Genomic DNA, 25,109 nt, shown 5'->3' on the forward strand with positions numbered 1-25,109 from the left:
TGCTTCCGGAGATGCTCCCCGACCCATCACTGTGGGGCGGCCGCCACGCGCACGACCCGACCGCGGTCCGCGACGACGACGGCACGTACTGGCTGTTCTCCACCGACGCGTGGGCCGACGGGCCGGTGCGGGCCGGCGTGCAGGTGCGACGCTCGGACGACCTGGTGACGTGGGAGTTCCACGGCTGGGCGCTCGACGGCGTGCCGCCCGCGGGGGCCGACTGGTCCGGTGCCGCCGGGCTGTGGGCGCCCGACGTGGTGCGCGTGGGCGACGAGTGGCGGATGTACTGGTCCGCGTCGACGTTCGGCTCGCGCACCTCGGCCATCGGCCTGGCGGTCGCGCCGCACCCGACGGGCCCCTGGGAGGACCGCGGGCTGGTGGTGACGAGCCTGCACGACGTCGACGGCCCCAACGCGATCGACGCCAACGCGGTGGTCGACGCCGACGGCCGGCACTGGCTGGTCTACGGCTCGTTCTTCGGCGGGATCCACGCGCTCGAGCTGGACCCCGCGTCGGGTCTGGCCGTCGGCCAGGCCCCGGGGATCCTGCTCGCCCGGCGGCCGCGCAGCGTCGAGGGAGCGGTGGAGGGCGCGTTCGTCCTGCCCCGACCGGGCGGCGGCTACGCGCTGGTCCTGTCCTACGACTCGCTGTTCTCCACCTATCACGTGCGCGTGGGCGTCTCGGAGTCGGTGACCGGTCCGTACGTGGACCGCGCCGGTCGCGACCTCACCGATCTCGACGGCGACCCGGCCCTGGTGGGCACCCTCATGCTCGCCGGGCACGCGCTGTCCGGTGGTCGCGCGTGGCTGGCCCCGGGGCACGCCTCGGTGCTCACCGACGGCGACCGTCAGCTGCTGGTGCACCACGTCCGCGACGCGGGCGACCCCACCCGGCACGAGGTGCAGGTGCGCCGCCTGGTCTGGACCGCCGACGGCTGGCCGGCGGTGTCGCCGCAGCCCTGGGCCGGCGCCGCGGAGCCCGCCGACGAGCGGCCCACCGACCCGGCCGAGCTGGCCGGCACCTGGGAGCTGGTGACGTTCGACCAGGCCACCGCAGGCGGCGTCGCCACCCCGCACACCCTGACGATCGACGACGACGTCATCGCGACGATCCGGTCGCACGGCGACGGGCACTTCACGTCCCGGGCCCTCGAGCTCGTGGTCTTCCCCTCGGTCGACGCCGTGCGCGGCGTGAGCACGCTCTCGTTCGCCGGGCTCGACGCCGACGGCAACGCGACGCTCGGCACCCGGGTGGTCGAGCCGTGAGCAGCCTGCCGACGACGCACGACGACCTGGCGGTCGGCGGCTGGGCCGGGCGTGTCATGGTGTTCTTGCGCGTGGGCACCCAGCTGGTCGCGGTGAACGTGCTCGTCGCCCTCGGCACTCTCGCCGGCGGGATCGTCCTGGGCGCCTACCCGGCTCTCGGCGCGGGCGGCTCGGTGCTGGCCAGGCTGGCCGGCGGGACCCCGTCGGAGCACCTCTGGCAAGAGTTCTGGGCCGCGTACCGGGCAGGCTTCCGCCGGCTCAACGTGCTCGGCGCACCGCTCACGGTCGGCTTCCTGCTGGTGGCGCTCGACGCGTCCGTGCTCGCCGCCGCGTCCGCGGGGCCGGTGCGAGCCGTGCTCCTGGTCGGCCTCGTCGCGATGACCGCCTACCTGGTCGTCGCGCTCGCCACGCTGGTGCCCGTCGCCCGCAGGTACGAGGACGTCCCGGCGACGCGCACGTGGCGGTTCGTCGCCGTCGCGCCCCTGCTCTCCCCGCTGACGGGCCTGGCCGTGCTGGTCGCGTTCGCGGTGCTCGCGGTCACGTTCACCTACGTCACCGTGCTGCTCCCGCTGGTCGGGCTCAGCCTGCCCCTGCTGGTCAGCGGGTGGCTCGTCGACCAGCGGCTGACCACGCTCGACGCTCGCGCAGCCTGAGCCCGCTCACGACGCGACCGGAGCGACCCCCGTCGCCTGCTCGCCCAGCGTCGACTCCCGGCCGATGATCTGGAAGTCCGTGATGACCCGCTCGAACGGGCGCCCGGGCTCGACCTCCTCGATGCGCGCCAGCAGCAGGTCGACGGCCGTCGTCGCGATCTGCACGCGTCCGGGCGCCACCGTGGTCAGGGTCGGGGAGGAGTACGCGGTCTCCTCGATGTCGTCGAAGCCGATGACGGCGATCTGCCCGGGGACGTCGATCCGGCGCGCGTGCAGCACGTGCAGGGCACCCAGCGCGAGGGCGTCGTTGAGGCCGAACACGGCGTCGATCTCGACGCCGGAGTCGAGCAGCCGGTTCATGGTCTCGGCACCCGTGGCGCGGTGCCACAGGCCCGCCTCGCCGATGAGCGCGGGATCCACCGGGATGCCTGCCTCCTCGAGCGCCTGCCGGTAGCCCTGCACGCGCAGCGCGGCGGAGCCCACGGTCTCGCCCTCGTGCGCACCGATCACGGCGATGCGGCGCCGCCCGAGGTCCAGCAGGTGCTGGGTGGCCGCACGGGCCGCCTCGATGTTGTTCATGGTGACGTGGTCCGCGGGCCCGCCGAAGATGCGCTCGCCGAGCAGCACCATGGGGTAGTCGACGCGCAGCACGTCGGCGTCCTGGGGACCGAGCTCGAGCGGCGAGAAGATCAGGCCGTCCGTGAGGTGCCGGCGCTGCCCGGAGAGCACCTCGAGCTCGCGCTCGCGCACCGACCCGGTCTGCTCGATGAGGACGGTCAGCCCCCGCGCCTCGGCCGCCCGGATGACCGAGTCCGCCAGCTCCGCGAAGTACGGGAGGGACAGCTCCGGCACCGCGAGGCCGATGATGCCGGTCTTCCCGCGACGCAGGTTCCGCGCCGAGATGTTGACCTGGTAGCCGAGGTCGGCGATGGCCTTCTCCACCCGCTCCTTGGTGGCCGGGCGGATGTACTGGTAGCCGTTGACCACGTTGGAGACGGTCTTGATGGACACCCCTGCCCGCGCCGCGACCTCGTGCATCGTCACTGCGGTACCGCGTCTGGCCGAGCTCATCGCGTTCTCCCGATCCGTCCGTACCTCGTCGAGGGCCAGGGTGGCAGACCCGACCCGGTCACGGGTGCTCCGCCACGGGTAGCCACACCCGCATCGCCCCAGGTCCGCGGCTTCCCCACCGGTGGTAGGGCACGGCCCGCAGCGTGACCCGGCCGGTCGCAGGAGCCGGACTGGCCGTCCCGACGACCCCCGCGGACGCGGCGCGGTACAGCGGCCCGCCCGTCGCGGGTCGGTGGACCGCGACGGCCTCGACCGTGACCAGCGCGTCGACACCCGCCACGGGAGGCGCCGCGGTCAGCGGGCTGCCCGGCACCAGGGCGAGGTCCTCGAGCACCACCCCGGACGGCAGGCCGGCCTGCTCGACGCAGTAGACGACGGGTCCGCGGCGCAGCGCCACGCAGCCGCGCACCGCGTCGACGCGCGGGTGCGCCGCCACAGCGACGACGGGCATCGGCAGCTCGAGCTCGACCCGGCGCACCGGACCGGCCACGCGGGCGTAGCCCCGCTCGACGACGACGTCGGTGACCGTTCCGTCGACGACGAGCCGGACCGCCGCAGCGTCCGCCCAGGCCGGGATCCGCAGCGCCAGGTCCTCGGTCAGACCGTCGGGGCCGGCGTCGACCACCACGCGGCCGTCCCACGGGTACTCGGTGCGGACCCGCAGCACGCCCGACCCCACGGCCACGTCGGCGTCCGCGTACAGGTGCAGCTGCACCCCGTTCTCGTCGCGCGTCGCCACGTAGCCCTGGAGGGAGGCGACCAGCCGCGCGAGGTTCGGGGGGCAGCACGCGCAGGCGAACCACGGCAGCCGCTCGGCGGGCGCGAACTCGCTCGAGCCGTCGTGCCCGGTCCGGACCTGGAGCGGGTTGGCGTACAGGAACCCCGTCCCGTCCACCGAGGTCGACCCCGGGATGGCGTTGTAGAGCGTGCGCTCCATCTCGTCGGCGAACCGGCCCTCGCCCGTGAGCAGCAGCATCCGCCACGCCCACTGGAAGGTCGCGATCGCGGCACACGTCTCGGCGTACGCGCGGTCGGGCGGCAGCTCGTAGGGGTCGCCGAACGCCTCGTCCTTGTGCCGCGACCCGGTGCCGCCGGTCACGTACGTGCTGGTCCCCTGCGCCGAGTCCCACAGCCGCAGGAGGTACGCGAGCAGGTCCGGGTCGCCCGTCTCCGCGACGACGTCCGCGACGCCCGCCGCCAGGTACGCCTGACGCACCGCGTGCCCGGCCACCTCGGTGACCTCGCGCACCGGCAGGTGGTCCTGGTGGTACGCGGGAGGGAACGGTCCGGACCCGAGCACGCCGGAGCCTCGCAGGTCCACCTGCCGCCGTGCCAGGTCGAGGTACGACCGCTCGCCGGTGAGCCGGTACAGCTCGACCAGCGCGGTCTCCACCTCGGGATGCCCGCAGTAGCCGTCCTGCCCGCCCTCACCGAAGCGCGCCACGGCCAGGTCCGCGAACCGGCGTGCGACGTCGAGCAGGTCGGTGCGGCCGGTGGTCCGCGTGCGCGCCACGGCCGCCTGCACCAGGTGACCGAGGACGTACAGCTCGTGCCCCCAGCGCAGGTCGGCGAACACCTCGTCGCCGCTGTAGAGCGTGTGCAGGTAGCCGTCGTCGCGCTGCGCCGCGGTGAGCAGGTCCACCAGCTCGCGGGTCACGCCCTCCCACGGCTGGTCCGCCGGCAGCCTGCCGGCCTCCCACGCGAGCGCCTCGAGCGTCTTGTAGACGTCCGAGTCGACGAAGTTGAAGCCCCGGTGCGGCGCCTCGGAGGGGACCACCAGCCGCCGGAAGTTCTCGATCGTGCCCGCGTCCTCGAGCTGCCGCAGGACGTGCGGGAGGGTGGCGTCCCGGTTCAGCGACTGCCAGCGCCCCAGGAACGAGCCCGGGTCCAGGGTCACGGCGTCGAACGGGAGGGGGGTCCGGAGCACGACCGTGGCGCGGGGCACCGTCGGGCCGCCCGTGGTCGGACCGTCCATGGTCGGACCGTCGATGGTCGGCGCCATGATCGGACTCCTGGTGGCGTGGGACACAGGGAAACTCTACATCGTTGTAGAAGTCGAGTCCCGGAAACACGTCGGGCCCGGCAGATGCCGGGCCCGAACGTCGGAGCAGGCGACCTGACGGCCGCCCGGGCTCACTTCTTGTTGCGACGCTGGTGACGCGTCTTGCGCAGCAGCTTGCGGTGCTTCTTCTTGGCCATCCGCTTGCGGCGCTTCTTGATGACGGAGCCCATGGGGTCCTCACTTCGCTTCCGATGGAGGCCCGGCGACGGGCCGTTCTGGTGGTCGATCGACGCGTAGAAGAGACCGAGTGCAATCGAGTCGCCCACGCACGAACAAAGTCCGAGGCTCTACCTTACGCGATCCGGAGGGTCCCGAACGACGCGGACGAGGTTCAGGCCGAGGTTCAGGAGGATGTTCAGGAGGATCGGCGGTCCTGCTCGCGGGCCTCGACGGCGGGCGAGGTGGCCAGGTAGTGGTCCAGCGCATCCTGCGGGACACGGAACGACCGGCCGACGCGGACACCGGGGAGCTCGCCGGAGTGCAGCAGGCGGTACACGGTCATCTTCGAGACGCGCATGACGTCGGCGACCTCGAGGACCGTGAGGAATCGCGTGCGGCCGGGCTGGTCGCTCATGTGGTCATCCGTTCCGCCCGGCGCGCGGCGGGCCCGCGCACCCACCCTGCGGGTGCTGGATCAGAGTAGTGGCCTCTGGGACGCGTGGGATAGAGGGGACACCTGGGACGTCGCCCGGGTGGCCCAGCGGGTCAGTCGTGGTCCGGGTCCAGCCCGAGCGAGGGGAACACGGCCGCACGGGTGGCCCGGATGGCGCGGTCGACGTCGTCCCCCGGGTCGTACCCGCTCGCCCACGGGCTGAACCTCGCCTCCCGGTCGTCGGTCATGCGGTCCGGACCGAGCCGCCCGTACCGCTCCCGCACGAGGGAGCGCCACTCGTCGGGGACCTCGGTGCTGGGGTCCACCGGGTGGTGCGTCGCGATGCCGAGCAGGTGCGTCCACGACCGCGGCACCACGTCGACCACGGCGTAGCCGCCGCCCCCGAGCGCCAGCCAGCGGCCGCCCGCCACCTCGTGCGCCAGGTCGTGCAGCAGCTCCGCCGCGCGCCGCTGGCCGTCCAGGCTCACCCGCAGGTGCGTGAGCGGGTCGAGCAGGTGGGTGTCGCAGCCGTGCTGGGTGACCAGCACGTCCGGCGCGAACTCGCGCACCACCGCCGGCACCACCGCGTCGATGGCGCGGAGCCAGCCGGCGTCGCCGGTGCCTGACGGCAGCGCGACGTTCACGGCTGTGCCCTCCGCGCCCAGCCCACCGGCCTCGCGCGCGTGGCCGGTGCCCGGGAACAGCGCGTGGCCGGTCTCGTGCAGCGAGACGGTGAGCACCCGGGGGTCGTCCCAGAACACCGCCTGGACGCCGTCGCCGTGGTGCGCGTCGATGTCGACGTAGGCCACCCGCTGCGCCCCGGCGTCGAGCAGCGCCACGATGGCCACCGCCGCGTCGTTGTAGACGCAGAACCCCGACGCCGACGACCGCATCGCGTGGTGCAGGCCACCCGTCACGTTGACGGCGTGCTCGGCGCGGCCCTCCCAGACGGCGAGCGCCGAGTCGACCGACCCCTGCACCACCATGGCGGACGCCTCGTGCATGTGCGGGAAGACGGGGTCGTCGTTGGAGCCCAGCCCGAAGGACAGGTCGGGGGTGCCGTCGGCGGACGCCCGGTGCACCGCGGCCACGTAGGCGGGGTCGTGCACGGTCTGGAGGAGCTCGTCCGAGGCCTCCTGCGCTCCGACCAGCTCCACGTCCGGCCCGGTCAGCAGCCCGAGGGCCTCGGCGAGCCGGATGGTCAGGTCCAGGCGCTCCGAGGTCATGGGGTGCCCGTGGCCGAAGTCGTACGCGAGCATCTCGCGCGACCAGACCACGCGCACGGGTGCCGACGACGTCATGGGCTCACCGTCGCACCCGACGCCCCTGCTGTCGATCCGACCTGCCTGTGGCGGTCGCGCGCCGGTCGTGCGCCTGCCACGTGCCTGTCGGGTCGATCCACACGCCTGGGGCGTGCCAGAGTTGCCCAGTCCGGCAGGCGCCGGCCGGTCAGGGAGGTGTGATGGCGCGGGGTGCCCCGGGTGTGGTGTGGCGGTGGCGCGAGTACGTCGACCGCTCCGCACGGCAGTCCCCCGCCCGACTGGCGCTCGGCGTGTTCGCCCTGGTGATCGCCGTGGTCACCGCCGGCCTCTCCGCCCCCTGGGCGACCGCGAGCGGACGCCAGGCACCGTTCGTCGACGCGCTGTTCACCGCGGCCTCCGCCAGCACCGTCACCGGCCTGGTCGTGGTCCCCACCGGCGAGTACTGGTCGGCGTGGGGCCTGGTCGTCATCCTCGTCGCCATCCAGATCGGCGGCCTCGGCGTCATGACGCTCGCGTCGCTGCTCGGCATGGCCGTGTCCCGGCGGATCGGCCTGACGCAGCGCCTGCTCGTCTCGTCGGAGACCAAGGAGACCCGGCTCGGCGAGGTCGGCTCGCTGATCCGGACCGTCATCATCACGTCCGTCGCGCTCGAGCTGATCATCGCGCTCGTGCTCTTCCCCCGGTTCCTCATGTTCGACGAGGACCTGGGTGAGGCGGCATGGCACTCGATCTTCTACTCGGTCTCCGCGTTCAACAACGCCGGCTTCGTGCCGACGCCGTACGGGCTCGAGCCCTTCGTCTCCGACTGGTGGGTGCTGATGCCCATCATCGTCGGCGTGTTCATCGGCTCGCTCGGCTTCCCGGTGATCCTCAACGTGGCCCGGCACCTGCGCGAGCCCCGCCGCTGGAGCCTGCACTCCAAGCTCACCGTGACCACCAGCCTCGGCCTCGTGGTCGCCGGGTCGGTGCTGGTGGCCGCGTTCGAGTGGACCAACCCGGGCACGTTCAAGCCGCTCGGCCCCAGCGCCACCGCGCTCGCCTCGCTGTTCGCCGGCGTCATGCCGCGGTCGGGCGGGTTCTCCACGGTGGACGTCGGGGAGATGCACGAGGGCACCTGGCTGCTCATGGACGCGCTCATGTTCGTCGGCGGCGGCTCGGCGTCGACCGCCGGCGGCATCAAGGTCACGACGCTCGCCGTCATGCTGCTCGCGATCCTCGCCGAGGGGCGCGGCGACAAGGACGTCGAGGCCTACGGGCGGCGCATCCCGCGCGAGGCCCTGCAGGTCGCGATCGCCGTCTCGCTGGTCTCGGCGACACTGGTGCTGGTCTCGTCGCTGCTGCTCCTGGCCATCACCAACCTCACCCTGGACAAGGTCCTGTTCGAGGTCATCTCGGCGTTCGCCACCTGCGGGCTGTCCACCGGCATCACGCCGGACCTCCCCGACCCGGCGAAGTACGTGCTCACCGTGCTCATGTTCATCGGCCGGACCGGCACGATGACGCTTGCGGCGGCGCTCGCGCTGCGCAACCGTCGTCGGGTGATCCGGCTACCAGAAGAGAGGCCGATCATTGGCTGACAGATTCGGCGACTCGCTCAAGGGGCCGCAGAACGCACCGCGCACACCCAAGAAGGACTCGGGCGTGCTCGTCATCGGGCTCGGCCGGTTCGGGTCCGCCATCGCGGCGACCCTCGACCGGCTCGGCCAGGACGTGCTCGCCGTCGAACGCAACCCCGAGCTCGTCGCCCAGTGGGCCGGCCGGGTCGCACTCGTCGAGGCCGACGCCGCCAACCCCGAGGCCCTCGAGCAGCTGGGGGCGCGCGAGTTCCCCGTGGCCGTCGTCGGCGTCGGGTCCTACCTCGAGGCCTCCGTGCTGATCACCGGCAACCTGGTGGACATCGGCGTCCCGCAGATCTGGGCCAAGGCCGTCAGCAACGAGCACGCGCGCATCCTGCAGCGCATCGGCGCGCACCACGTGGTGCTCCCCGAGGCCGACGCCGGCGCGCGCGTGGCCCACCTGGTGTCCGGCAAGCTGCTCGACTACATCGAGGTCGAGGACGGGTTCACCATCGTCAAGATGCGCCCGCCGAAGGAGACCCAGGGGTTCACGCTCGCGCAGTCGAAGGTGCGCGAGCGCTACGGCGTGACCGTGATCGGGGTCAAGAGCCCCGGCATCGACTTCGTCTACGCGACCCCCGAGACGCGCCTGTCGCAGAACGACCTGATCATCGTCTCGGGCCACGCCGACCTGCTGGAGCGCTTCGCAGCCCGGCCGTGACCCGCGCGGGAGCACGGCCGATCCGGCGAGCTCGTGAGTTCCTGCCGAGCTCGTGAGTTGCAGCTCACGAACTCAGAGGAAACTCGCGAACTCGCGGACTCACGAACTCGTGCAGAGCGGGTGCTCGGGGAGCCGGGGTGGGCCTGCGCGGGCCGTCCGCGGCAGCCAGGTCAGCGGCGGCGGATGGCCAGCAGGCGCTGGAGGACCACGAAGATCAGCAGCAGGGCGCCGATGAAGATCTTGGTCCACCAGGAGCTGAGCGTGCCCTGGAACGTGATGATGGTCTGGATCAGCCCCAGCACCAGCACGCCCAGCACCGAGCCGAGCACGAAGCCGCTGCCGCCGGTGAGCAGGGTGCCGCCGATGACCACCGCGGCGATGGCGTCGAGCTCCATGCCGACACCCGTCAGGGCGTACCCGGACCGCGAGAAGATGGCGAACAGCAGGCCGCCGAGCCCCGCGCAGGTGCCGCTGATGACGTAGACCAGCACCTTCGTGCGTGCCACAGGCAGACCCATGAGCTTCGCGGACTGCTCGCTGCCACCGATCGCGTACACGGTGCGGCCGAACCGCGTGTAGTGCAGCGTCACGAAGGCGATGGCCACGACGGCCAGCGCGATCACGCCGCTGGGCGTGATCACCAGGCCGTCCTCGGTGCCCCAGCGGGTGCGGGCGAGCGAGACGATGGTCGGGTCGGTGATCGGGATCGACTCGGGCGCCACGATGTAGCAGAGGCCACGGGCGAGGAACATCGCCGCCAGGGTGGCGATGAAGGGTTGTATCTCGAACACGTGGACCATCACCCCGACGGCCAGCCCGATGACGGTGCCGACGAGGATGACCAGCGGGATCGCGACCGCGGCGCCGTAGCCGTGCGAGAACATCCACGCGGCGACACACCCGGACAGCGCGACGACGGCGCCGACGGACAGGTCGATGCCCCCGGTGAGGATCACGAACGTCATGCCGACGGCGATGACCACGAGGAACGAGTTGTTGATGAGCACGTTGGCCATCACGCGGCCGGTGAGGAAGTTCTCGTACCGCGAGCCGCCGATGGCCAGCATGGCGATCAGGACGACGACGGTGCCGAGAACCGGCAGGTAGCGCTCGTCGATGCGGAAGCGGCGGACGCGGGAGCCGAGCGAGGGCGGGGCGTCGGCGGGACGCGTGAGCTGGTCGGTGGTCATCAGGCCGGCACCTCCACGGGAGCAGGGGCGACAGCACGTCTACGTGCCCGCATCTTGTGCCTGACCACCGGCGACTGGAGCAGGCAGACCAGGATGACGACGAGCGCCTTGAACAGGGACACCGCGTTGGCGGGGATGCCCAGGATGGTCACCGAGAACGTCAGCGTGGTGATCACGAGCACGCCGACCAGCGTGCCGACCAGGGAGAACTTGCCGCCGGCCAGCGAGGTGCCGCCGATGACCACCGCGAGGATGGCGTCGAGCTCGATGAACAGGCCGGCGTTGTTGGCGTCGGCGGCCATGATGTCGGAGCTGCGGATGAACCCGGCGATGCACGCGAAGAACGCGCACAGGATGTAGACGGTCCAGATGATCGTCCGGGCGCGCACGCCCGCCAGCCGGGAGGCGACCGGGTTGATGCCGACCGACTCGATGAGCACGCCGAGCGCCGTGCGCCGCGTGATCAGGGTGGTGGCGAGGAAGAAGAACCCGGCGATCAGCGCGGCGACGGGCAGCCCCAGCCAGTAGCCGGTGGCGATCGTCTTGTAGGGCGCGCTGGTCACGGTGGTGATCTGGCCGCCGGTGATGAGCATCGCGATGCCCCGGCCGGCGGTCATGATCACCAGGGTCGCGATGATCGGTTGGATCCCGACGACGGCGACCAGGAACCCGTTGAACACCCCGATGAGCAGGCAGACCAGCACGGCGCTGCCGATCGCGGACAGGACGACGGCCAGCGACCCCGGGTCGTCGGACGCGGCGATCTGGGACAGGGCGACCGCCCCGGCGATCGCCATGACGGCGCCGACGGACAGGTCGATGCCGCGCGTCGCGATGACCAGCGTCATGCCCAGGGCCACCAGCAGCAGCACGCTGGAGCGCCGCAGGATGTCGATCGGCCCCCCGTACAGGTGACCGTCGCGCACGGCGATGTCGAGGAACGTGTTCGACTTGAGCACGCAGGCCAGCAGCAGCACGCCCAGGGCGACGACCGGCCAGAACAGCCGGTGCCGGATGATGGATCCGACGGCGCTCATGACTGCCCTCCGCTCGCGATGAGGTGGACGACGTCGTCGGTGGTGACGTCGTCGGAGTTGGTGATCTGGGCGACGAGCCTGCGGTCGCGCAGCACCGCGATGCGGTGCGACAGGCGCAGCACCTCCTCCAGCTCGGCGGAGATGAACACGACCGCCATGCCCTGGGCCGCCAGGTCGGCGACGAGCCGCTGGATCTCGGCCTTGGCGCCGACGTCGATGCCGCGGGTGGGCTCGTCGAGCAGCAGGAGCTTCGGGGCGGTGGCCAGCCAGCGGGCGAGCAGCACCTTCTGCTGGTTGCCGCCGGAGAGGTTGCCGGCGATCGCCTCGGGGTTGGCCGGGCGGATGCCGAGCGCCTCGACGTAGCGGTTCACCACCTCGTCGGACTTCCGCTTCGAGATGCGGCGCAGCCAGCCGCGGTCGGCCTGGAGCCCGAGCACGATGTTCTCCCGCACGGTCAGGTCGCCGACGATGCCCTCGGTCTTGCGGCTCTCCGAGGAGTAGACGATGGAGCGCGACAGGGCGGTGCGGGGCGTCCGCATCTTCGTCGGCGTGCCCTCCACCCGGATCTCGCCCTGGTCGGCGTGGTCGGCGCCGTACAGCAGGCGCGCGAGCTCGGTACGGCCGGAGCCGAGCAGGCCGGCGAGCCCGACGACCTCCCCGGAGTAGACGTCGAGGTCGAACGGCTCGATCGACCCCTTGCGCCCGAGCCCGATGGCCTGGAGGTACGGCTGCGTGTCGGCGCGCTCGGCGACCGACCGCTTCGGGGCCTCCTCCAGCTGCTCGAGGACCTCCAGCGCGCGGCCGATCATCTTCTGCACCAGCTCGACGCGCGGCAGCTCCGCGGTCCGGTACTCCCCCACCAGAGCACCGTTGCGCAGGACCGTCATGCGGTCGCTGATCGCGTAGACCTGGTCGAGGAAGTGGGAGACGAACAGGATGGCGACGCCGCGGTCGCGCAGGGCGCGCACGACGTCGAACAGCCGACCGACCTCGTCGGCGTCGAGGCTGCTGGTGGGCTCGTCGAGGATGAGCACGCGCGCGTCCACGACCATCGCGCGCGAGATCGCGACCAGCTGCTGGACCGCGAGCGAGTGCGACGACAGAGACGACTTGGGGTCGATGTCGAGGTTCATGGTGCGCAGGTGCTTGCGGGCGGCTGCGCGGGTGCGGCGCCAGTCGACGGCGCCGGCCCGGCGCACCTCGTGGCCGAGCATGATGTTCTCCGCCACCGACAGGTTGTCGCAGAGGTTGACCTCTTGGTACACGGTGCTGATCCCCGCGGCCTGTGCCTGCGCGGGACCGGTGAACGTGCGGTCCTGGCCGTCGATGACGATGCGGCCGGAGTCGATCGAGTACACGCCGGTGAGGGCCTTGATCAGGGTGGACTTGCCGGCCCCGTTCTCGCCCATCAGGGCGTGCACCTCACCGGGGAACAGCCGGAAGTCGACGCCGTCCAGCGCCTTGACCCCGGGGAACGTGATGGAGATCCCCGTCATCGCCACGATCGGGGTGGCGTCCGGGGCGGTCACAGCAGTGTCGTCGGTCATCGTCGACCTTTCGTCCGAGCCGGTCCCACGGTACCGGCAGGGCGGTGCTGCCCGGGGGGACGCGCAGGTCCCCCCGGGCAGCGGGGCGGGAACGGTCAGTACTGCCGGTCGGCGAGTACTGCCTGCGCGCCTGCCTGGTCGAACGCCTCGTCCTTGGTGACGATGCGGGGCTCCACGGTGCCGCCCTCGTCGAGCGTCTTGATGATGTCGGCGAGGTCCGGGCCGAGCAGCGGGTTGCACTCGACGATGTAGCTGATCTCCCCGGCGGCGAGGGCGGTCATGCCGTCCTTCACGCCGTCGATGGTGACGACCTTGATGTCCTGGCCGGGCACCTTACCGGCCGCCTTGATGGCCTCGATGGCACCCAGGCCCATGTCGTCGTTGTGCGCGTACACGACGTCGATGTCCGGGTAGGCCTGGAGGAAGCCCTCCATGACCGTCTTGCCCTCGGCGCGCGTGAAGTTGCCGGTCTCGGAGGCGATCACCGAGATGTTGTCGTTGCCGGCGATGGCGTCCTCGAACCCGGTCTTGCGGTCGATCGCGGGCGCGGAGCCCGTGGTGCCCTGGAGCTCGACGACGTTGATGGGCTCGGTGCCGAGGTTCTCGGACACCCAGTCACCGATGCGCTTGCCCTCCTCGACGAAGTCGGAGCCGATGAACGTCACGTAGAGCGACGTGTCCTCGGAGTCGACCGCGCGGTCGGTGAGGATGACGGGGATGCCGGCGTCCTTGGCCTCCTCGAGCACGCTGTCCCAGCCGGACTCGACCACCGGCGAGAACGCGATGTAGTCGACGCCCTGGGCGATGTAGGACCGGATCGCCTGGATCTGGTTCTCCTGCTTCTGCTGGGCGTCGGAGAAGCTGAGCTTGAAGCCGGCGTCCTCCGTGATCGCGTCCTGGATCGACTTGGTGTTGGCGGCACGCCAGCCGCTCTCGGCGCCGACCTGGCTGAAGCCGACCGAGATCAGGTCGTCGCCGCCGTCACCGCTCGCGGCGGAGGCGTCGTCCCCCGAGTCACCGCTGCTGCACGCAGCGAGCCCGAGTGCGAGCACCGCGATGCCTGCGGCGATCGATCGTGTCCTGAACATCTTGCTGACCATCTGCTTCTCCTCCTCGAGAAACGCACTCGCTCGCGGACCCGACCCACGCCGGTCGGTCCGCGTCGTGCGCCCGGGGCACCGGGGGCACGAGTCCTGCTGAACCGGGGTCCAGTAGGTGGTTCGCCTGATGTTAGCGCTCACATTCTCTTCGGTGGCGCGGTTGTCAGGTTGCATTCCGGTCACGGATCGGACGCCTCACCCCCGACCTCGACCACGTCGACGCCCACCCGGCGCAGCCCGGAGACCACGCCGGCGTCGGCGGTCGGACCGGTGATCACGGTGTCCACGTCGGTCACCGGCACGATCAGGCCGAGGTGCGCCTGGCCCAGCTTCGAGCCGTCGGCCACCACCACGGCGCTCTCCGCGGACGCCACCATCCGCCGCTTGACGACGGCCTCGGGCAGGTTGATGTTGGTGACGCCGTGCCCCAGGTGGATGCCGTTGCACCCGATGAACGCCAGGTCGGCGTGGATCTGGTCCAGCAGCACGGCCGCCAGCGGGTCCACCAGGGAGTGCTGGAGCCGGCGCAAGGTGCCGCCCGTGACCAGCACGGTCAGGCGCGGGATGGCGGGCTCCAGCTCGAGCGCGATGTTCAGCCCGTTGGTGATCACCACGACGCCCTCGAGCTCGGAGCGGGCCGCGATCGCGCGGGCGATGGCCGTGGTCGTGGTGCCGACGTCGAGGATCACGCTCATCCCCGGCCGGACCATCGCGGCCGCGGCCGCGCCGATCGCCTGCTTCTCGCCGGCCGAGTCGGTGAGCGCCTCCTCGAACGACTGCTCGGTGCGCGGCCGCCCCCAGGACATGGCGCCGCCGCGCACCCGACGGACCACGCGGGCGCGGTGCAGGGCGTCGAGGTCCGTGCGGACCGTGACGTCCGAGATGCCGAACGCCTCGGCCAGGTCGGCGACGCGGACGTACTCGCGGTCGTCGATCAGCCTCTGCATCCGCTCACGACGCACGGTGGCCGGGAGCGGGACGTCCTCGTCCTTGAGCACCCGACCATCGTGACCAACTTACTGAATAGTAAGCAAGCGGACTTTCGTTACCTTTCGATAACGACGCTCTCGCGCAGCACCTTGACCCCCCGGGCCGGCACCATCTCCCCCGCCGCGTGGGCTGCGCCGCCGACCAGGTCGTCGCCTGTCGCGTGCAGGGGCAGGTCGGTGTCCGTGTGGTTGATCGCGAACAGCCAGCTGCCCGACTCCCCGACGCGCCGCACGACCTCGAGCCCGCCCGGCCCGTCGACCAGCGGCGACACACCCGCCGCGTCGAGCACCCGTCCCACGAGCGCGGCGGTGGACCCGGTGTCCAGCCGCGTCGACAGGTACCAGGCCGCTCCCCCGCCGTCGACGGTCCGCCGGGTCAGCGCCGGGCCTCCCGCGGACGGGCCGTCGGCGTAGGTGGCCAGCACCTCGGCGTCGTCGGCCGTGAGCCGCTCGGTCCACACCAGGCCGGTCGACCCGTCGCTGAGCTGCACGGACCCGCCCTCGCGCAGCGGTGCGAACTCCTCCCCGCGGACGCCGAGCAGGTCCCGGAACGCGCCCGGGTAGCCGCCGAGCAGCACCCGGTCGTGCTCGTCGACGATCCCGGAGAAGTACGAGACGAGCACGTGACCGCCGCGCGCGACGACGGCCGACAGCCGGTCGGGCAGGTCGGCCGGGGCGAGGTAGAGCGTCGGCACCAGGACCACGTCGTAGCCGTCGAGGTCCGCGGTCGCCGGGACCACGTCGACCGCGACCCCGGCGTCGACCAGCGCCCCGTGCAGCGCCCGCGGCAGGTCGAGGTAGTGCAGGTCGACGGTCGGGTGCGCCTCGAGCTCGCTGGCCCACCACGCCTGGGTGTCCCAGAGCAGGGCGACGCGGCCCTTTTCGACGACGCTGCCCCGCACCTCGGCCAGCCGCCCGAGCGTCGCGCCCAGGTGGGCCACCTCGCGGAACAGCTCCGAGTCGGCACCGGCGTGCGGCACCATCCCCGAGTGGAACTTCTCGGCGCCCGCCCGGGACTGGCGCCACTGGAAGAAGAGCACGCCGTCGGCGCCGCGGGCCACGTGCTGCAGGGAGTTGCGCAGCAGCTGGCCCGGCTGCTTGGCCAGGTTGCGCGGCTGCCAGTTCACCGCGCTCGTCGAGTGCTCCATGAGCAGCCACGGGTCGCCGCCCGCCAACCCGCGCACGCGGTCGGCGCTGAACGCCAGCTCCGCCCAGCCGCGTGGGTCCTCGGCGGCCAGGTAGTGGTCGTTGGACACGATGTCGATCAGCGGCGTGGTCTGCGTGTAGTCGATCTGGCGGAAGTCGCCCATGACCATGTAGTTGGTGGTCACCGGCAGGTGCGGCGTGACCTCGCGCAGCACGGCGGCCTCGGCCTCGAGGTGCGCGACGAAGGCGTCGGAGGAGAACCGCTCGAAGTCGAGCCGCTGCCCAGGATTGGGGATCGTCGTCGTGCGTCGCGGCGGAAGGACCTGCTCGAACGAGGAGTACCGCTGCCCCCAGAACGCCGTCCCCCACGCCAGGTTGAGTGCGTCGACGTCCGGGTACTCCTTGCCGAGCCAGTCCCGGAACGCTGCGGCGGAGACGTCGCAGTAGCAGCGGCCGTTGTGGCAGGCCAGCTCGTTGGAGATGTGCCACATGGCCACCGCGGGGTGGTGCCCGTAGCGCTCGGCCAGCACGCGGGCGATCCGGGTGGCGTGCTCGCGGATCACCGGCGAGCTCACGCACCAGGACTCGCGGCTGCCGTGCGTGAGGCGCAGACCGTCCGCGTCGACCGGCAGCATCTCGGGGTGCGCCAGGTGCAGCCACACCGGCGGCGCGGCACTCGGCGTCGCCAGGTCGACGCGGATCCCGGCCTCGTGCAGCAGGTCGAGGATCCGGTCCAGCCAGCCGAAGTCGAGCTGCCCCTCCGCCGGCTCCAGCTGCCCCCAGGAGAAGATGCCGAGGCTCACCAGCGTCACGCCGGCCTCCCGCATGAGCGCGACGTCGTCGGCCCACACCTCCTCCGGCCACTGCTCCGGGTTGTAGTCGGCGCCGAACGCGATGCCGTCGGTGGGCCACGGGCCCGTCCAGCGGCTCATCGGGACACCGCCACGAGGACGTCCCACGACCCGAGCGTGATCGCGTCGCCGGCCGACACCGGGGGGCCGGCGGCATCCGCGGGCGGCGGGTCGGCCGGGGCCGTGCCGCGCGGGGCGACGAGCAGGTCGAGATCGGTCGGAGCAGTCACGGTGGCGGCCTCCCAGGACCAGTTGTGCACGACGTGGACGCGGCTGCCGTCCGGCCGGGTGGAGCTGTGGACGGTGACGCTCGGTGGCAGGTCCTCCCAGCCGGCGAGCGGGGTGGGCACCAGCCAGTCGGCCAGCGACCGGGCCAGCTCGAGCCCGGGCACCGTGCCGACGACCGTGATCCGGCCGTCGCCGTGCGACTTGGTGGTGACCGCCGCCCATGCGCCCAGGTGCGGGTGCTCGTAGGTGGCCAGCACGTCGGCGCCGTCCGCGACGAGGCACTCGGCCCACGCGGTCGCCTGGCCCGCGAGCGCGCCGGCGACCGGCACCGGCTCGGCGAGGTTGCTGAACTCCTCGTACCAGGCGCCCGCCGCGGTCGACAGCCGCGCGGGCTGCACCTCGGCACGCGCGCGGCCCTCGTGGTCGGCGTAGCCGGTGCGGGGGCCGACGACCAGGTGGCCCCCGGCCTCGGCGTACCGGAGCAGCCAGGCGAGGTCCGCGTCGGACGCGGGGTAGTAGCCGGCCGCGACGAGCACGGGGTGGGTGCCGACGACGGCCGCCGGGTCCTCCGCGAACAGGTAGCGCGGGCGGACCACGCGCACCTGCAGGCCCGCGTCGAACGCGCCCCGGTAGAACGCGCTGACGATCCGGGGGTAGCTGTGGGGGTCGGCGGTGCCGTCGGCCTTCTGCAGAGGCGGCTGGGCCGCGAGCGCGAACCGCGACTCGGTGGACGACAGGATCGCGATGTCGGCGTCGGGCACCGCGTCCGCCAGCTCCCCGCCCACGCGTGCGAGCTCGGCGCCCAGCAGCGCCAGCTCCCGGTACGGCCGACCGGGGACCCCGCTGTGCGGGAGCACGCCGCCCCAGTAGGTCTCGGCGCCGTAGTGCAGCGTGTGCCAGTGCCAGTACTCGACCATCCGGGCACCGCGCGCGACGAGCGCCCACGCGGACTGCCGCCACTGGCCCGGGTAGGCGGGACCGTTGGTGCTCGGGCCGCCGATGGACTGCGCGTTCGTCTCGGTGACCAGGAACGGCTCGCCGCGGCTGGAGAACATGGCGTCGCCCACCTGGAACAGCGCCCACGTGCCGTACGCGGTCCAGTACTGCGCGGGGGTGTGCTCGCTCGGGTGCAGCAGCGAGTCCTGCATCCCGTAGTAGGCGTTCCCGCTGGTCACGTCCAGGACCGAGGCCAGGTCGGCGTCCTCGAGGGCGGGCCGGTCGTACGCGATGCAGGTGGTCACCCACTGGTCCGGACGCGCGAGGGCGCGCACCGCGCGAGCCTGCCAGTCGATCACCTCGGTGGTCAGCGAGGCCTGGAAGCGGCGCCAGGCGAGGTCGTACTGCGGCTGCACGTTGCCGTCCGGGGTCCACAGGTCGGCCCACGTGGACAGCCGGTGCGACCAGTACACGAGCCCCCACTCGCGGTTCAGGGTCTGCACGTCGCCGTACGTGTGCCGCAGGTGGTCGACGAACCGCTGGAACACCCCGCGGTTGTGCAGCAGGTGCAGGCCCGGCTCGTTGTCCACCTGGAACCCGACCACCGCGGGGTGGTCCCGGTACCGCTGCACGATCCTGGTGAGGATGCGCTCGGCGTAGAACCGGAAGGCGGGGTGCGTGAAGTCGGCCTCCTGGCGGGCGCCCCAGCCCATCGGCTCACCCGTACGGAGCTCGCCCGCGACCTCCGGGTACCGGCGGACCAGCCACATCGGCAGTGCGTACGTGGGCGTGCCCAGCACCACGTCGATGCCCCGGGCGTGCGCCCCGTCGAGGACGGGCTCGAGCCAGTCGAGCTCGAACCGGCCCTCGTCGGGCTCCCACGTGGACCACACGGACTCCCCGACGCGGATCACGGAGAAGCCCGCCGCCTGCATCAGGTCGAGGTCGCGCTCCAGGGTCTCCGGCCTGGGGTCGTCGCCCGGCCCCGCGTACTCGTAGTAGTACGCGGCGCCGAAGCGCACTCCGTCGTGCTGGACAGCCATGTGCATGTCTCCGTGATGATCGTCAGTGCCCGTTGGGCGGTGCGGCAGTCGTCTCCCGGACCACGAGCTCGACCGGGACGTTCTCGCGGCGGTCCTGCCGTCGCGGGTTCTCGATGGCGTCGACGAGCATCCCGACGCCGAAGGTGGCCAGGTGGGGCAGGTCCTGGCGGATGGTGGTCAGCGACCGGGCCAGGTAGGCGGCCTCGGGCACGTCGTCGAAGCCGACGACGCTCACGTCCCCCGGCACGTCCCGGCCGGCCTCCAGGAGCGCGCGCAGCAGGCCGATCGCCATCTGGTCGTTCCCGGCGAACACGGCGGTCACGGTCGGGTCGGCCGCCAGGTGCATCCCGGCCTCGTACCCCGAGCGCGCGGACCAGTCGCCCGTGAGCACGGGCGGTTGCGGGGCGCCGGCGGCCTCGAGCGTCGAGCGCCAGCCGTCCGTGCGCAGCTCGCTGGAGCGCCACCCGGCCGGGCCGGACACGTGGTGCACCGTGCGGTGGCCCAGTCCGAGCAGGTGCTCCGCCGCCTGCCGGCCGCCCGAGGCCTGGTCGGCGTCGGCCACGACCTCGTTCGCCGAGATGCCGTACCGCCCGGACAGGCTGAGCACCGGCAGGTCCCCGATCGCTCCGGGCTCGAGGGTGAACGCGCCGACCGGCTCGTTGACCACGATGCCGTCGACGCCCTGGTCCACGAGCTCGCGCAGGGAGGTGGTGATGGACTCCGGCTCGCCCTCGAGGGTGTTGACGACCGACATCGAGTAGCGGGCGCTGCGGATGGCGTGCTCCGCGGCGACCATCAGCGCCGACGGGCCGTAGTCGGTGGACCCGACGGACAGGACGCCGATGGTCCGGCTGCGACCGAGCACGAGGTTGCGGGCCGCGCGGTTGGGCCGGTAGCCCAGCGTCGCGATCGCCCGGTGCACCCGGTCGCGGACCTCGGCGCTCACGTGCGGGTCGCCGTTGATCACCCGGGACACCGTCTTCTGCGACACCCCGGCAGCCCGGGCCACGTCCATGGCCACGACCGGACGGGTCTTGCTGGTGACGGTGCGATCAGCCACCGAGATGTCCCCCTGACGACAGCGCTGTCGGATGCCTCCGTAGTCAACGGCACGCCTGACTACGTAGTCAAGCGGCGGTTCCACAGCGGGGGCCGTGTGGGCGAGGTGCCGGTCAAGGGGTGCGGCGGCGGAGCGTGGCGCTGCCGATCAGCAGGGCGCCGACGATGAACGCCGCGATCACGCCGACGTCACCGCGGACGTCGGCCCACGCCCCGCCGGCGGCCAGCTGCTGCATCGCGTCGAGCGCGTACGTCAGGGGCAGCACGCGCGACAGCCACTCCAGGACGGTCGGCATCTCGTCGCGCGGCATGAGGATGCCGCAGGTGATCAGCTGCGGGAACAGGACCAGCGGCATCAGCTGCACGGCCTGGAACTCGGTCCGGGCCAGCGCCGACGCCCCCAGCCCGAGCGCGCACCCGAGCACCGCGTCGAGCACGGCCACGAGGACCACCAACCCGATCGGTCCCGCGACGTCCATGCCGCACACCCACACGGCGAACCCGACGATGACGAGCGCCTGCACCGTGGCCAGCACGGCGAACGCCAGGGCGTAGCCGACGACGACGTCGCCGCGCCCGATCGGCAGGGTCATCAGTCGTTCGAGCGTGCCGGAGATGCGCTCCCGCAGCGTGGCGACGCTGGTCACCAGGAACATCACCATCATCGGGAACAGCCCCACCAGCAGCGGGCCGAACTGGTCCAGCACCGGCGTGCCGTCGAACATCCAGGCGATCAGGCCGATCAGCACGCACGGCAGCAGGATGACCAGAGCGATCGTGCGCTTGTCGTGGCGCAGCTGCGTGAGCACCCGGTGCGCGGTCGCGGCGGTGAGTGCGGCGGTCATCCCGCGACCGCGGAGCTCGCGCGCTCCCGGGGCCACGGTGGTCGTGGTCGCGGCGCTCATGCGACCGCCCCCCTCGCCGCGTCCCGGGCGGCCGCCTCGTCGACGAGCGCGAGGAACGCACCCTCGGCGTCCGGAGCACCGGTGCGGGCGAGGAGCTCGTCGAGCGTGGTGTCGGACAGGACCGCTCCCCCGCGCAGCAGGACCAGCCGGTCGCAGCGGGCCGCCTCGTCCATCACGTGGCTGGACACCAGGAGGCTCACCCCGGCACTCGCGAGCCGGTGGAACAGGTTCCAGAGGTCGCGGCGCAGGACGGGGTCGAGCCCCACGGTCGGCTCGTCGAGCACCAGCAGGTCGGGCCGGCCGAGCAGGGCGATCGCGAGCGACACTCGCGCGCGCTCGCCCCCGGACAGGGTGCCGATGGCCTGGTCGGCGTGGTCGAGCAGGTCGACCTCGGTCAGCGCCGTGCGGATGCCGTCGGCACCCACCCCGAGGATCGCCGCCGCGTACCGCAGGTTCTCCGTGACCGTCAGGTCGCCGTAGACGCTGGGGGACTGCGTGACGTAGCCGATCCGGCGGCGCAGCGGGGCCGATCCCGCCGGCAGCCCCAGCACGGTCACCGATCCCCCGTCGACGATCTGGGCGCCGACGATCGCCCGCATCAGGGTCGTCTTGCCGCTGCCGCTCGGACCGAGCAGCCCGACCACCTGCCCCACCGGCACGGTCAGGTCCAGCGACTCGATGACGCGGGTGCCACCGCGCACCACGCGGAGCCCGGCGATCTCGATCGCACTATTCCCCATGTGAGGAATTGTGCTCCTCGCCGGGCGACCGGCACAAGGCGCTACTGGGTCGACTCGACGATCACCGCGCGCAGCCGGTCGATGGCCGCGGGGTCGCCCACGCGCCGCAACGCGTCCGCGCCGCCGCGTCCCCAGAGCCAGAGCTCCAGGTCCCACGCGGTGCCGGACACGGTCGCCGTGACGTCCTCGTCCTCCCCCTCCCACGGCGCCCCGCCCACCAGCTCGGCGCACTCCTCGTCGTACGCCGTGCCGCTGGCGGGGGACGTGCCGTGGAACCGCCCGAACGCCATGACCCACTCGCGGCCGGCGTCGACCGCGTGCAGCCGCACCCGCTGACCGTCGGCGGTGAACGAGGCCCACTCCGGCAGCCCGCTGACCATGACGCCCAGCATCTCGTCGACCCCGTCGGCCGCCAGCGTGACCCCCGGGTCGGTCACGGGGAGCCCGGCGGTCTGCTCGGCGTCGACCCGGTGTACCAGCGCCTCGTGCGCCTGGCGGCGCAGCACCCAGCCGACCGTCCCGCCCGCGGAGGACCAGGACCAGCACGGCTCCTCGGGCGCGCGCGCCGCCAGCGCGGCCAGCAGCGCGTCGGTGCGGGTGCGCAGGAACGCGACGAGCTCGTCGTCGGGCCGGCGCTCCGTGTCCTGCGCGTCGTCGGGACCCGCGGGGGCGTTCCGGACGATCTGCGACCAGAAGTCCTGCACCTCGCCCAGGTGGTACGCCAGGTCCGAGGCGTTCCAGTCCGGGCAGGCGGGGACCTGCACGGTCGACGACGCCTTCTCGAGCGCGTCGGCCGTGCGGGCCGACTCCTGCCCGATCACCGCGGCGTAGTACCCGGACGAGAGGTCGACGGTGTCCATGCCCCGCACGGTAGCGACCCGCACCGACACGGGTCGCCCCGGGTACCGTGACGCGTGCCCACCTCGACCCTCCGCCGCCACGGTCCCGCGCTCGCGCTCGCCGCCCTGCTGGGCACCTCCGGCGTGCTGCACCTGCGCCGGCCCGGCATCTTCCGGCCGCTGATCCCACGGTCCCTGGGCGATCCCGACCCGTGGGTGCTCGGCTCGGGCGTGGCCGAGCTCGCCTGCGCCGCGGCCCTGGCGGTGCCCGCGACGCGCCGGCTCGGCGGGCTGGCGTCGGCGGCGCTGCTGGTGGGCGTGTTCCCGGGCAACGTGACCATGGCGGTCCGCTCCCGTCCGGACGCGCGCGGCTGGGCCGGCAGGCCGGCGGTGGCCTGGGCCCGCCTCCCGCTCCAGGTGCCGCTCGTGGCCTGGGCGGTCGCCGTGGCGCGGCAGCCTAGGTGAGCGGCCCCGACAGGTAGCGCTGGAGCGTCGGACCGACGAGGGCGACCACCGCGTCGACGGGCATCGACGCCAGCGGTTCGAGCTGGAGCACGTGCCGCGTCATGAGCACCCCCACCATCTGGGACGCGACCAGCGAGACGCGCAGCTGCTGGTCGGGCGGCGGCAGGACCCGCGCCACCTGCCCGAACACCTCCCGGCCGACGTACCCGACGAGCGCCTCGGCCTGGAGCTCGCCGGCCGTCATCCCGGCGAACGCCACCCGGAACGCCACCCCGCCGTCGGCCTCCCAGACCCGGAGCACCGCCGTGAGCAGTCGCGCACCGAGCCCGTCGACCCCGTCCCCGACCAGTCCGGAGGCGATGGCCGCGGGGTCCGCGCCCTCGGGGATCATGCCGGCGGCGAAGAGCTCCGCCTTGTCCCGGAAGTAGTGCCGGACCAGCGCGGGGTCGACGTCCGCGCGGCGCGCCACGGAGCGGATGCTCGCACCGTCGAACCCGCGCTCCGCGAACTCGTCGCGTGCGGCGGCGAGGATCGCGCCACGGGTGTCCTCACCGGCGGGCCGACGACCGCGGCGGCGCCCCAGGTTCGCGGTGGCGTCGTCGGTGCCGGTGGACATGGCCCCAGCGTACGGAGCCGCGTCACGACTCCGGGGTGGCGCTGCGCTGGGTCGGCACCTGGGGGACCGTCGACGGCCTGTGACCGGCGGCCCAGCGGTGCCGGTGGGTGACGACCGGCGACGCGACCACGGCCACCACCGCGATGGCGACGGCTGCGGCCGTGCCGGCCAGCTGGAGTGCGGTGGCGGCCAGGCCGCCGGTGGCGAGCGCTGTCTGGAGCGAGCGACGGAGGAAGGTGTGCATGGCGTACTCCTCGACGAGGTGGACAGGTGCGGGTGATCGCGCGCAGGGCGCAACAGACCCGCTCATGCCGGGAAGTCGGGGACCTCAGGGTCGGGGGCGGACAGGGGCGCGGGGCACGGACTGCCCCGGGCGGTCAGGCCGCGGAGCGCGGGCGGCTGGACGCCGGACGGCAGGTCACCGTCGATGCCCCCTCGCCCGGCGCCGGTCGGCGCGCTGCCGGACGTCGGCAGACCGGCATCCTCGTCGCCGGGCAGGTTCGGGGCTCGGTGCGGGGCACGGACCGGCGCGACGTCGGTGGCGGACGCAGCGTCCGCTCCCCGGTCGGCGACGTGCGCGGTCGGCTCGAGGACTACGGCAGCGCGCGAGGGTGTGTGCGCCGGCACCGTGCCGGGGCTTGTCGGCACGGACGGGTCGGCAGGCAGGAGCAGGGTCCGGGTCGGGTCGAGGGCGTCCGCCCCGCGGGCGAGGTCGTCGGCGGGCACCTGCGCGCCGGCCACCGGCCGCAGCCCCCGCGTCACGGGGTCGAGGGCCGCCGTCACCGACGCGAGCGCCTTGGTCACGGGACTGACCGCGGTCGTGACCCGCCCGAGCGCTGTCGTCACCGCGGCGAGCGCCTGCTGCGCCGGCACCGGCGTGGTCACGCTCGCGACCGGCCGGGTCGCGACCTCCGACGCGGCGGCGGGGAGCACGGGGAGCACCGGGGCGGTCACGACGCTCACCGCTCCCGCGACCGGGGCGCTGACCACGGTCACGACGTCAGCAAGAGGAGCCACCGCGGGCGCCACGGCGCCGTGGGACGCGGCCGCGACCTCCGCGAGCACGGCCTCTGCGTGCGACGGGGACGTGGGTTCCGCGTGTGCGGCGGCCGCGGACAGCACGCCGACCAGCAGTGCCCCGCCGGCCGCGAAGAGCGCGCGGAGCAGCCAGGTTGCCCCCGGATCCCCCTGCACCGTCATCGAGTGTCCCCCGTCGTCGCGGTACGTCACGACGCT

24 protein-coding genes are annotated in these 25,109 nt (G+C 72.9%); 5 read left to right on the forward strand and 19 right to left on the reverse strand.

What is annotated here, in order from left to right; genetic code table 11:
* Positions 1 to 11 precede the first annotated feature (11 nt).
* The gene (locus HP550_RS02035) at positions 12 to 1,265 is read left to right on the forward strand and encodes an arabinan endo-1,5-alpha-L-arabinosidase (RefSeq protein WP_175345932.1); all 1,254 of its coding nucleotides are present in this window, start codon (positions 12 to 14) and stop codon (positions 1,263 to 1,265) included.
* The gene (locus tag HP550_RS02040; RefSeq protein ID WP_175345933.1) at positions 1,262 to 1,918 is read left to right on the forward strand and encodes a DUF624 domain-containing protein; all 657 of its coding nucleotides are present in this window, start codon (positions 1,262 to 1,264) and stop codon (positions 1,916 to 1,918) included. The genes HP550_RS02035 and HP550_RS02040 overlap by 4 nt, the downstream gene beginning before the upstream one ends.
* A gap of 6 nt (positions 1,919 to 1,924) precedes the next feature.
* On the opposite strand, the gene HP550_RS02045 is transcribed toward HP550_RS02040, so the two are convergent.
* From HP550_RS02045 to HP550_RS02065, 5 genes are all read right to left on the reverse strand, one after another.
* Positions 1,925 to 2,989, reverse strand: a complete 1,065-nt coding sequence (locus tag HP550_RS02045; protein WP_246280420.1) for a LacI family DNA-binding transcriptional regulator — start codon at positions 2,987 to 2,989, stop codon at positions 1,925 to 1,927.
* Between the two features lie 58 nt (positions 2,990 to 3,047).
* Positions 3,048 to 4,991, reverse strand: coding sequence for a glycoside hydrolase family 127 protein (locus tag HP550_RS02050; RefSeq protein WP_246280422.1), 1,944 nt, complete (start codon positions 4,989 to 4,991; stop codon positions 3,048 to 3,050).
* Positions 4,992 to 5,122: 131 nt separating this feature from the next.
* Positions 5,123 to 5,221, reverse strand: coding sequence for a 30S ribosomal protein bS22 (locus HP550_RS02055; protein ID WP_003792170.1), 99 nt, complete (start codon positions 5,219 to 5,221; stop codon positions 5,123 to 5,125).
* A gap of 185 nt (positions 5,222 to 5,406) precedes the next feature.
* Positions 5,407 to 5,625 (reverse strand): helix-turn-helix domain-containing protein, encoded by a 219-nt coding sequence (locus tag HP550_RS02060; RefSeq protein ID WP_175345934.1) that lies wholly within the window; start codon positions 5,623 to 5,625, stop codon positions 5,407 to 5,409.
* A 131-nt stretch (positions 5,626 to 5,756) separates the two neighbouring features.
* Positions 5,757 to 6,944 (reverse strand): acetoin utilization protein AcuC, encoded by a 1,188-nt coding sequence (locus tag HP550_RS02065; protein ID WP_175345935.1) that lies wholly within the window; start codon positions 6,942 to 6,944, stop codon positions 5,757 to 5,759.
* A gap of 161 nt (positions 6,945 to 7,105) precedes the next feature.
* Here HP550_RS02065 and HP550_RS02070 point away from each other — a divergent pair, with 161 nt between their 5' ends.
* Positions 7,106 to 8,482, forward strand: a complete 1,377-nt coding sequence (locus tag HP550_RS02070) for a TrkH family potassium uptake protein (protein ID WP_175345936.1) — start codon at positions 7,106 to 7,108, stop codon at positions 8,480 to 8,482.
* Positions 8,475 to 9,182, forward strand: coding sequence for a potassium channel family protein (locus HP550_RS02075; RefSeq protein ID WP_056088635.1), 708 nt, complete (start codon positions 8,475 to 8,477; stop codon positions 9,180 to 9,182). Before HP550_RS02070 ends, HP550_RS02075 begins: the two co-directional genes overlap by 8 nt.
* A 170-nt stretch (positions 9,183 to 9,352) precedes the next feature.
* Here HP550_RS02075 and yjfF read toward each other — a convergent pair whose 3' ends face one another.
* From yjfF to HP550_RS02130, 11 genes are all read right to left on the reverse strand, one after another.
* Positions 9,353 to 10,372, reverse strand: coding sequence for a galactofuranose ABC transporter, permease protein YjfF (gene yjfF / locus HP550_RS02080; protein ID WP_175345937.1), 1,020 nt, complete (start codon positions 10,370 to 10,372; stop codon positions 9,353 to 9,355).
* On the reverse strand, positions 10,372 to 11,409 hold the full coding sequence (locus tag HP550_RS02085) for an ABC transporter permease (RefSeq protein ID WP_175345938.1): 1,038 nt from the start codon (positions 11,407 to 11,409) through the stop codon (positions 10,372 to 10,374). The genes yjfF and HP550_RS02085 overlap by 1 nt, the downstream gene beginning before the upstream one ends.
* Positions 11,406 to 12,956, reverse strand: a complete 1,551-nt coding sequence (locus HP550_RS02090; RefSeq protein WP_175345939.1) for a sugar ABC transporter ATP-binding protein — start codon at positions 12,954 to 12,956, stop codon at positions 11,406 to 11,408. The genes HP550_RS02085 and HP550_RS02090 overlap by 4 nt, the downstream gene beginning before the upstream one ends.
* Before the next feature lie 95 nt (positions 12,957 to 13,051).
* Entirely contained in the window at positions 13,052 to 14,044 is a 993-nt protein-coding gene (locus HP550_RS02095; protein WP_246280424.1) for an ABC transporter substrate-binding protein, read from the reverse strand.
* A gap of 191 nt (positions 14,045 to 14,235) precedes the next feature.
* Positions 14,236 to 15,054, reverse strand: coding sequence for a DeoR/GlpR family DNA-binding transcription regulator (locus tag HP550_RS02100; RefSeq protein WP_343047940.1), 819 nt, complete (start codon positions 15,052 to 15,054; stop codon positions 14,236 to 14,238).
* 47 nt (positions 15,055 to 15,101) lie between these two features.
* Positions 15,102 to 17,123 carry a beta-galactosidase gene (locus HP550_RS02105; RefSeq protein WP_175345941.1) on the reverse strand — a complete coding sequence of 674 codons (2,022 nt, stop codon included), beginning with the start codon at positions 17,121 to 17,123 and terminating at the stop codon, positions 15,102 to 15,104.
* Complete coding sequence (locus tag HP550_RS02110) at positions 17,120 to 19,249, reverse strand: beta-galactosidase (protein WP_175345942.1); 2,130 nt, start codon at positions 19,247 to 19,249, stop codon at positions 17,120 to 17,122. Before HP550_RS02110 ends, HP550_RS02105 begins: the two co-directional genes overlap by 4 nt.
* A 22-nt stretch (positions 19,250 to 19,271) precedes the next feature.
* Entirely contained in the window at positions 19,272 to 20,309 is a 1,038-nt protein-coding gene (locus tag HP550_RS02115) for a LacI family DNA-binding transcriptional regulator (RefSeq protein WP_343047941.1), read from the reverse strand.
* A gap of 112 nt (positions 20,310 to 20,421) precedes the next feature.
* On the reverse strand, positions 20,422 to 21,153 hold the full coding sequence (locus tag HP550_RS02120) for an ABC transporter permease (RefSeq protein WP_175346005.1): 732 nt from the start codon (positions 21,151 to 21,153) through the stop codon (positions 20,422 to 20,424).
* 56 nt (positions 21,154 to 21,209) lie between these two features.
* The gene (locus HP550_RS02125) at positions 21,210 to 21,953 is read right to left on the reverse strand and encodes an ABC transporter ATP-binding protein (protein ID WP_175345943.1); all 744 of its coding nucleotides are present in this window, start codon (positions 21,951 to 21,953) and stop codon (positions 21,210 to 21,212) included.
* Positions 21,954 to 21,994: 41 nt separating this feature from the next.
* On the reverse strand, positions 21,995 to 22,813 hold the full coding sequence (locus tag HP550_RS02130; protein WP_175345944.1) for a maleylpyruvate isomerase family mycothiol-dependent enzyme: 819 nt from the start codon (positions 22,811 to 22,813) through the stop codon (positions 21,995 to 21,997).
* A gap of 54 nt (positions 22,814 to 22,867) precedes the next feature.
* On the opposite strand from HP550_RS02130, the gene HP550_RS02135 reads away from it, so the two are divergent.
* Positions 22,868 to 23,257 (forward strand): DoxX family protein, encoded by a 390-nt coding sequence (locus HP550_RS02135; protein ID WP_175345945.1) that lies wholly within the window; start codon positions 22,868 to 22,870, stop codon positions 23,255 to 23,257.
* On the opposite strand, the gene HP550_RS02140 is transcribed toward HP550_RS02135, so the two are convergent.
* The 3 genes from HP550_RS02140 to HP550_RS02150 all read right to left on the reverse strand — a co-directional run bounded on the left by HP550_RS02140 (position 23,250) and on the right by HP550_RS02150 (position 25,103).
* A complete protein-coding gene (locus HP550_RS02140; RefSeq protein ID WP_175345946.1) occupies positions 23,250 to 23,873 on the reverse strand; it encodes a TetR/AcrR family transcriptional regulator in 624 nt (207 codons plus the stop codon). The two genes, HP550_RS02135 and HP550_RS02140, sit on opposite strands and share 8 nt — an antisense overlap.
* Positions 23,874 to 23,895: 22 nt before the next feature.
* The gene (locus tag HP550_RS02145; RefSeq protein ID WP_175345947.1) at positions 23,896 to 24,117 is read right to left on the reverse strand and encodes a hypothetical protein; all 222 of its coding nucleotides are present in this window, start codon (positions 24,115 to 24,117) and stop codon (positions 23,896 to 23,898) included.
* 62 nt (positions 24,118 to 24,179) lie between these two features.
* Entirely contained in the window at positions 24,180 to 25,103 is a 924-nt protein-coding gene (locus HP550_RS02150; protein WP_175345948.1) for a hypothetical protein, read from the reverse strand.
* Positions 25,104 to 25,109: the final 6 nt, after the last annotated feature.

This window comes from Cellulomonas humilata, from assembly GCF_013359775.1.
Taxonomy (GTDB): Bacteria; Actinomycetota; Actinomycetes; order Actinomycetales; family Cellulomonadaceae; genus Cellulomonas; species Cellulomonas humilata.

Coding starts and splice junctions, on each gene's coding strand:
- HP550_RS02035 (WP_175345932.1), top strand. CDS start 12: ATGCTCCCCGACCCATCACTGTGGGGCGGCCGCCACGCGCACGACCCG.
- HP550_RS02045 (WP_246280420.1), bottom strand. CDS start 2,989: ATGAGCTCGGCCAGACGCGGTACCGCAGTGACGATGCACGAGGTCGCG.
- HP550_RS02050 (WP_246280422.1), bottom strand. CDS start 4,991: ATGGCGCCGACCATCGACGGTCCGACCATGGACGGTCCGACCACGGGC.
- HP550_RS02055 (WP_003792170.1), bottom strand. CDS start 5,221: ATGGGCTCCGTCATCAAGAAGCGCCGCAAGCGGATGGCCAAGAAGAAG.
- HP550_RS02060 (WP_175345934.1), bottom strand. CDS start 5,625: ATGAGCGACCAGCCCGGCCGCACGCGATTCCTCACGGTCCTCGAGGTC.
- HP550_RS02065 (WP_175345935.1), bottom strand. CDS start 6,944: ATGACGTCGTCGGCACCCGTGCGCGTGGTCTGGTCGCGCGAGATGCTC.
- HP550_RS02070 (WP_175345936.1), top strand. CDS start 7,106: ATGGCGCGGGGTGCCCCGGGTGTGGTGTGGCGGTGGCGCGAGTACGTC.
- yjfF (WP_175345937.1), bottom strand. CDS start 10,372: ATGACCACCGACCAGCTCACGCGTCCCGCCGACGCCCCGCCCTCGCTC.
- HP550_RS02085 (WP_175345938.1), bottom strand. CDS start 11,409: ATGAGCGCCGTCGGATCCATCATCCGGCACCGGCTGTTCTGGCCGGTC.
- HP550_RS02090 (WP_175345939.1), bottom strand. CDS start 12,956: ATGACCGACGACACTGCTGTGACCGCCCCGGACGCCACCCCGATCGTG.
- HP550_RS02095 (WP_246280424.1), bottom strand. CDS start 14,044: ATGTTCAGGACACGATCGATCGCCGCAGGCATCGCGGTGCTCGCACTC.
- HP550_RS02105 (WP_175345941.1), bottom strand. CDS start 17,123: ATGAGCCGCTGGACGGGCCCGTGGCCCACCGACGGCATCGCGTTCGGC.
- HP550_RS02110 (WP_175345942.1), bottom strand. CDS start 19,249: ATGGCTGTCCAGCACGACGGAGTGCGCTTCGGCGCCGCGTACTACTAC.
- HP550_RS02120 (WP_175346005.1), bottom strand. CDS start 21,153: ATGACCGCCGCACTCACCGCCGCGACCGCGCACCGGGTGCTCACGCAG.
- HP550_RS02125 (WP_175345943.1), bottom strand. CDS start 21,953: ATGGGGAATAGTGCGATCGAGATCGCCGGGCTCCGCGTGGTGCGCGGT.
- HP550_RS02130 (WP_175345944.1), bottom strand. CDS start 22,813: ATGGACACCGTCGACCTCTCGTCCGGGTACTACGCCGCGGTGATCGGG.
- HP550_RS02140 (WP_175345946.1), bottom strand. CDS start 23,873: ATGTCCACCGGCACCGACGACGCCACCGCGAACCTGGGGCGCCGCCGC.
- HP550_RS02145 (WP_175345947.1), bottom strand. CDS start 24,117: ATGCACACCTTCCTCCGTCGCTCGCTCCAGACAGCGCTCGCCACCGGC.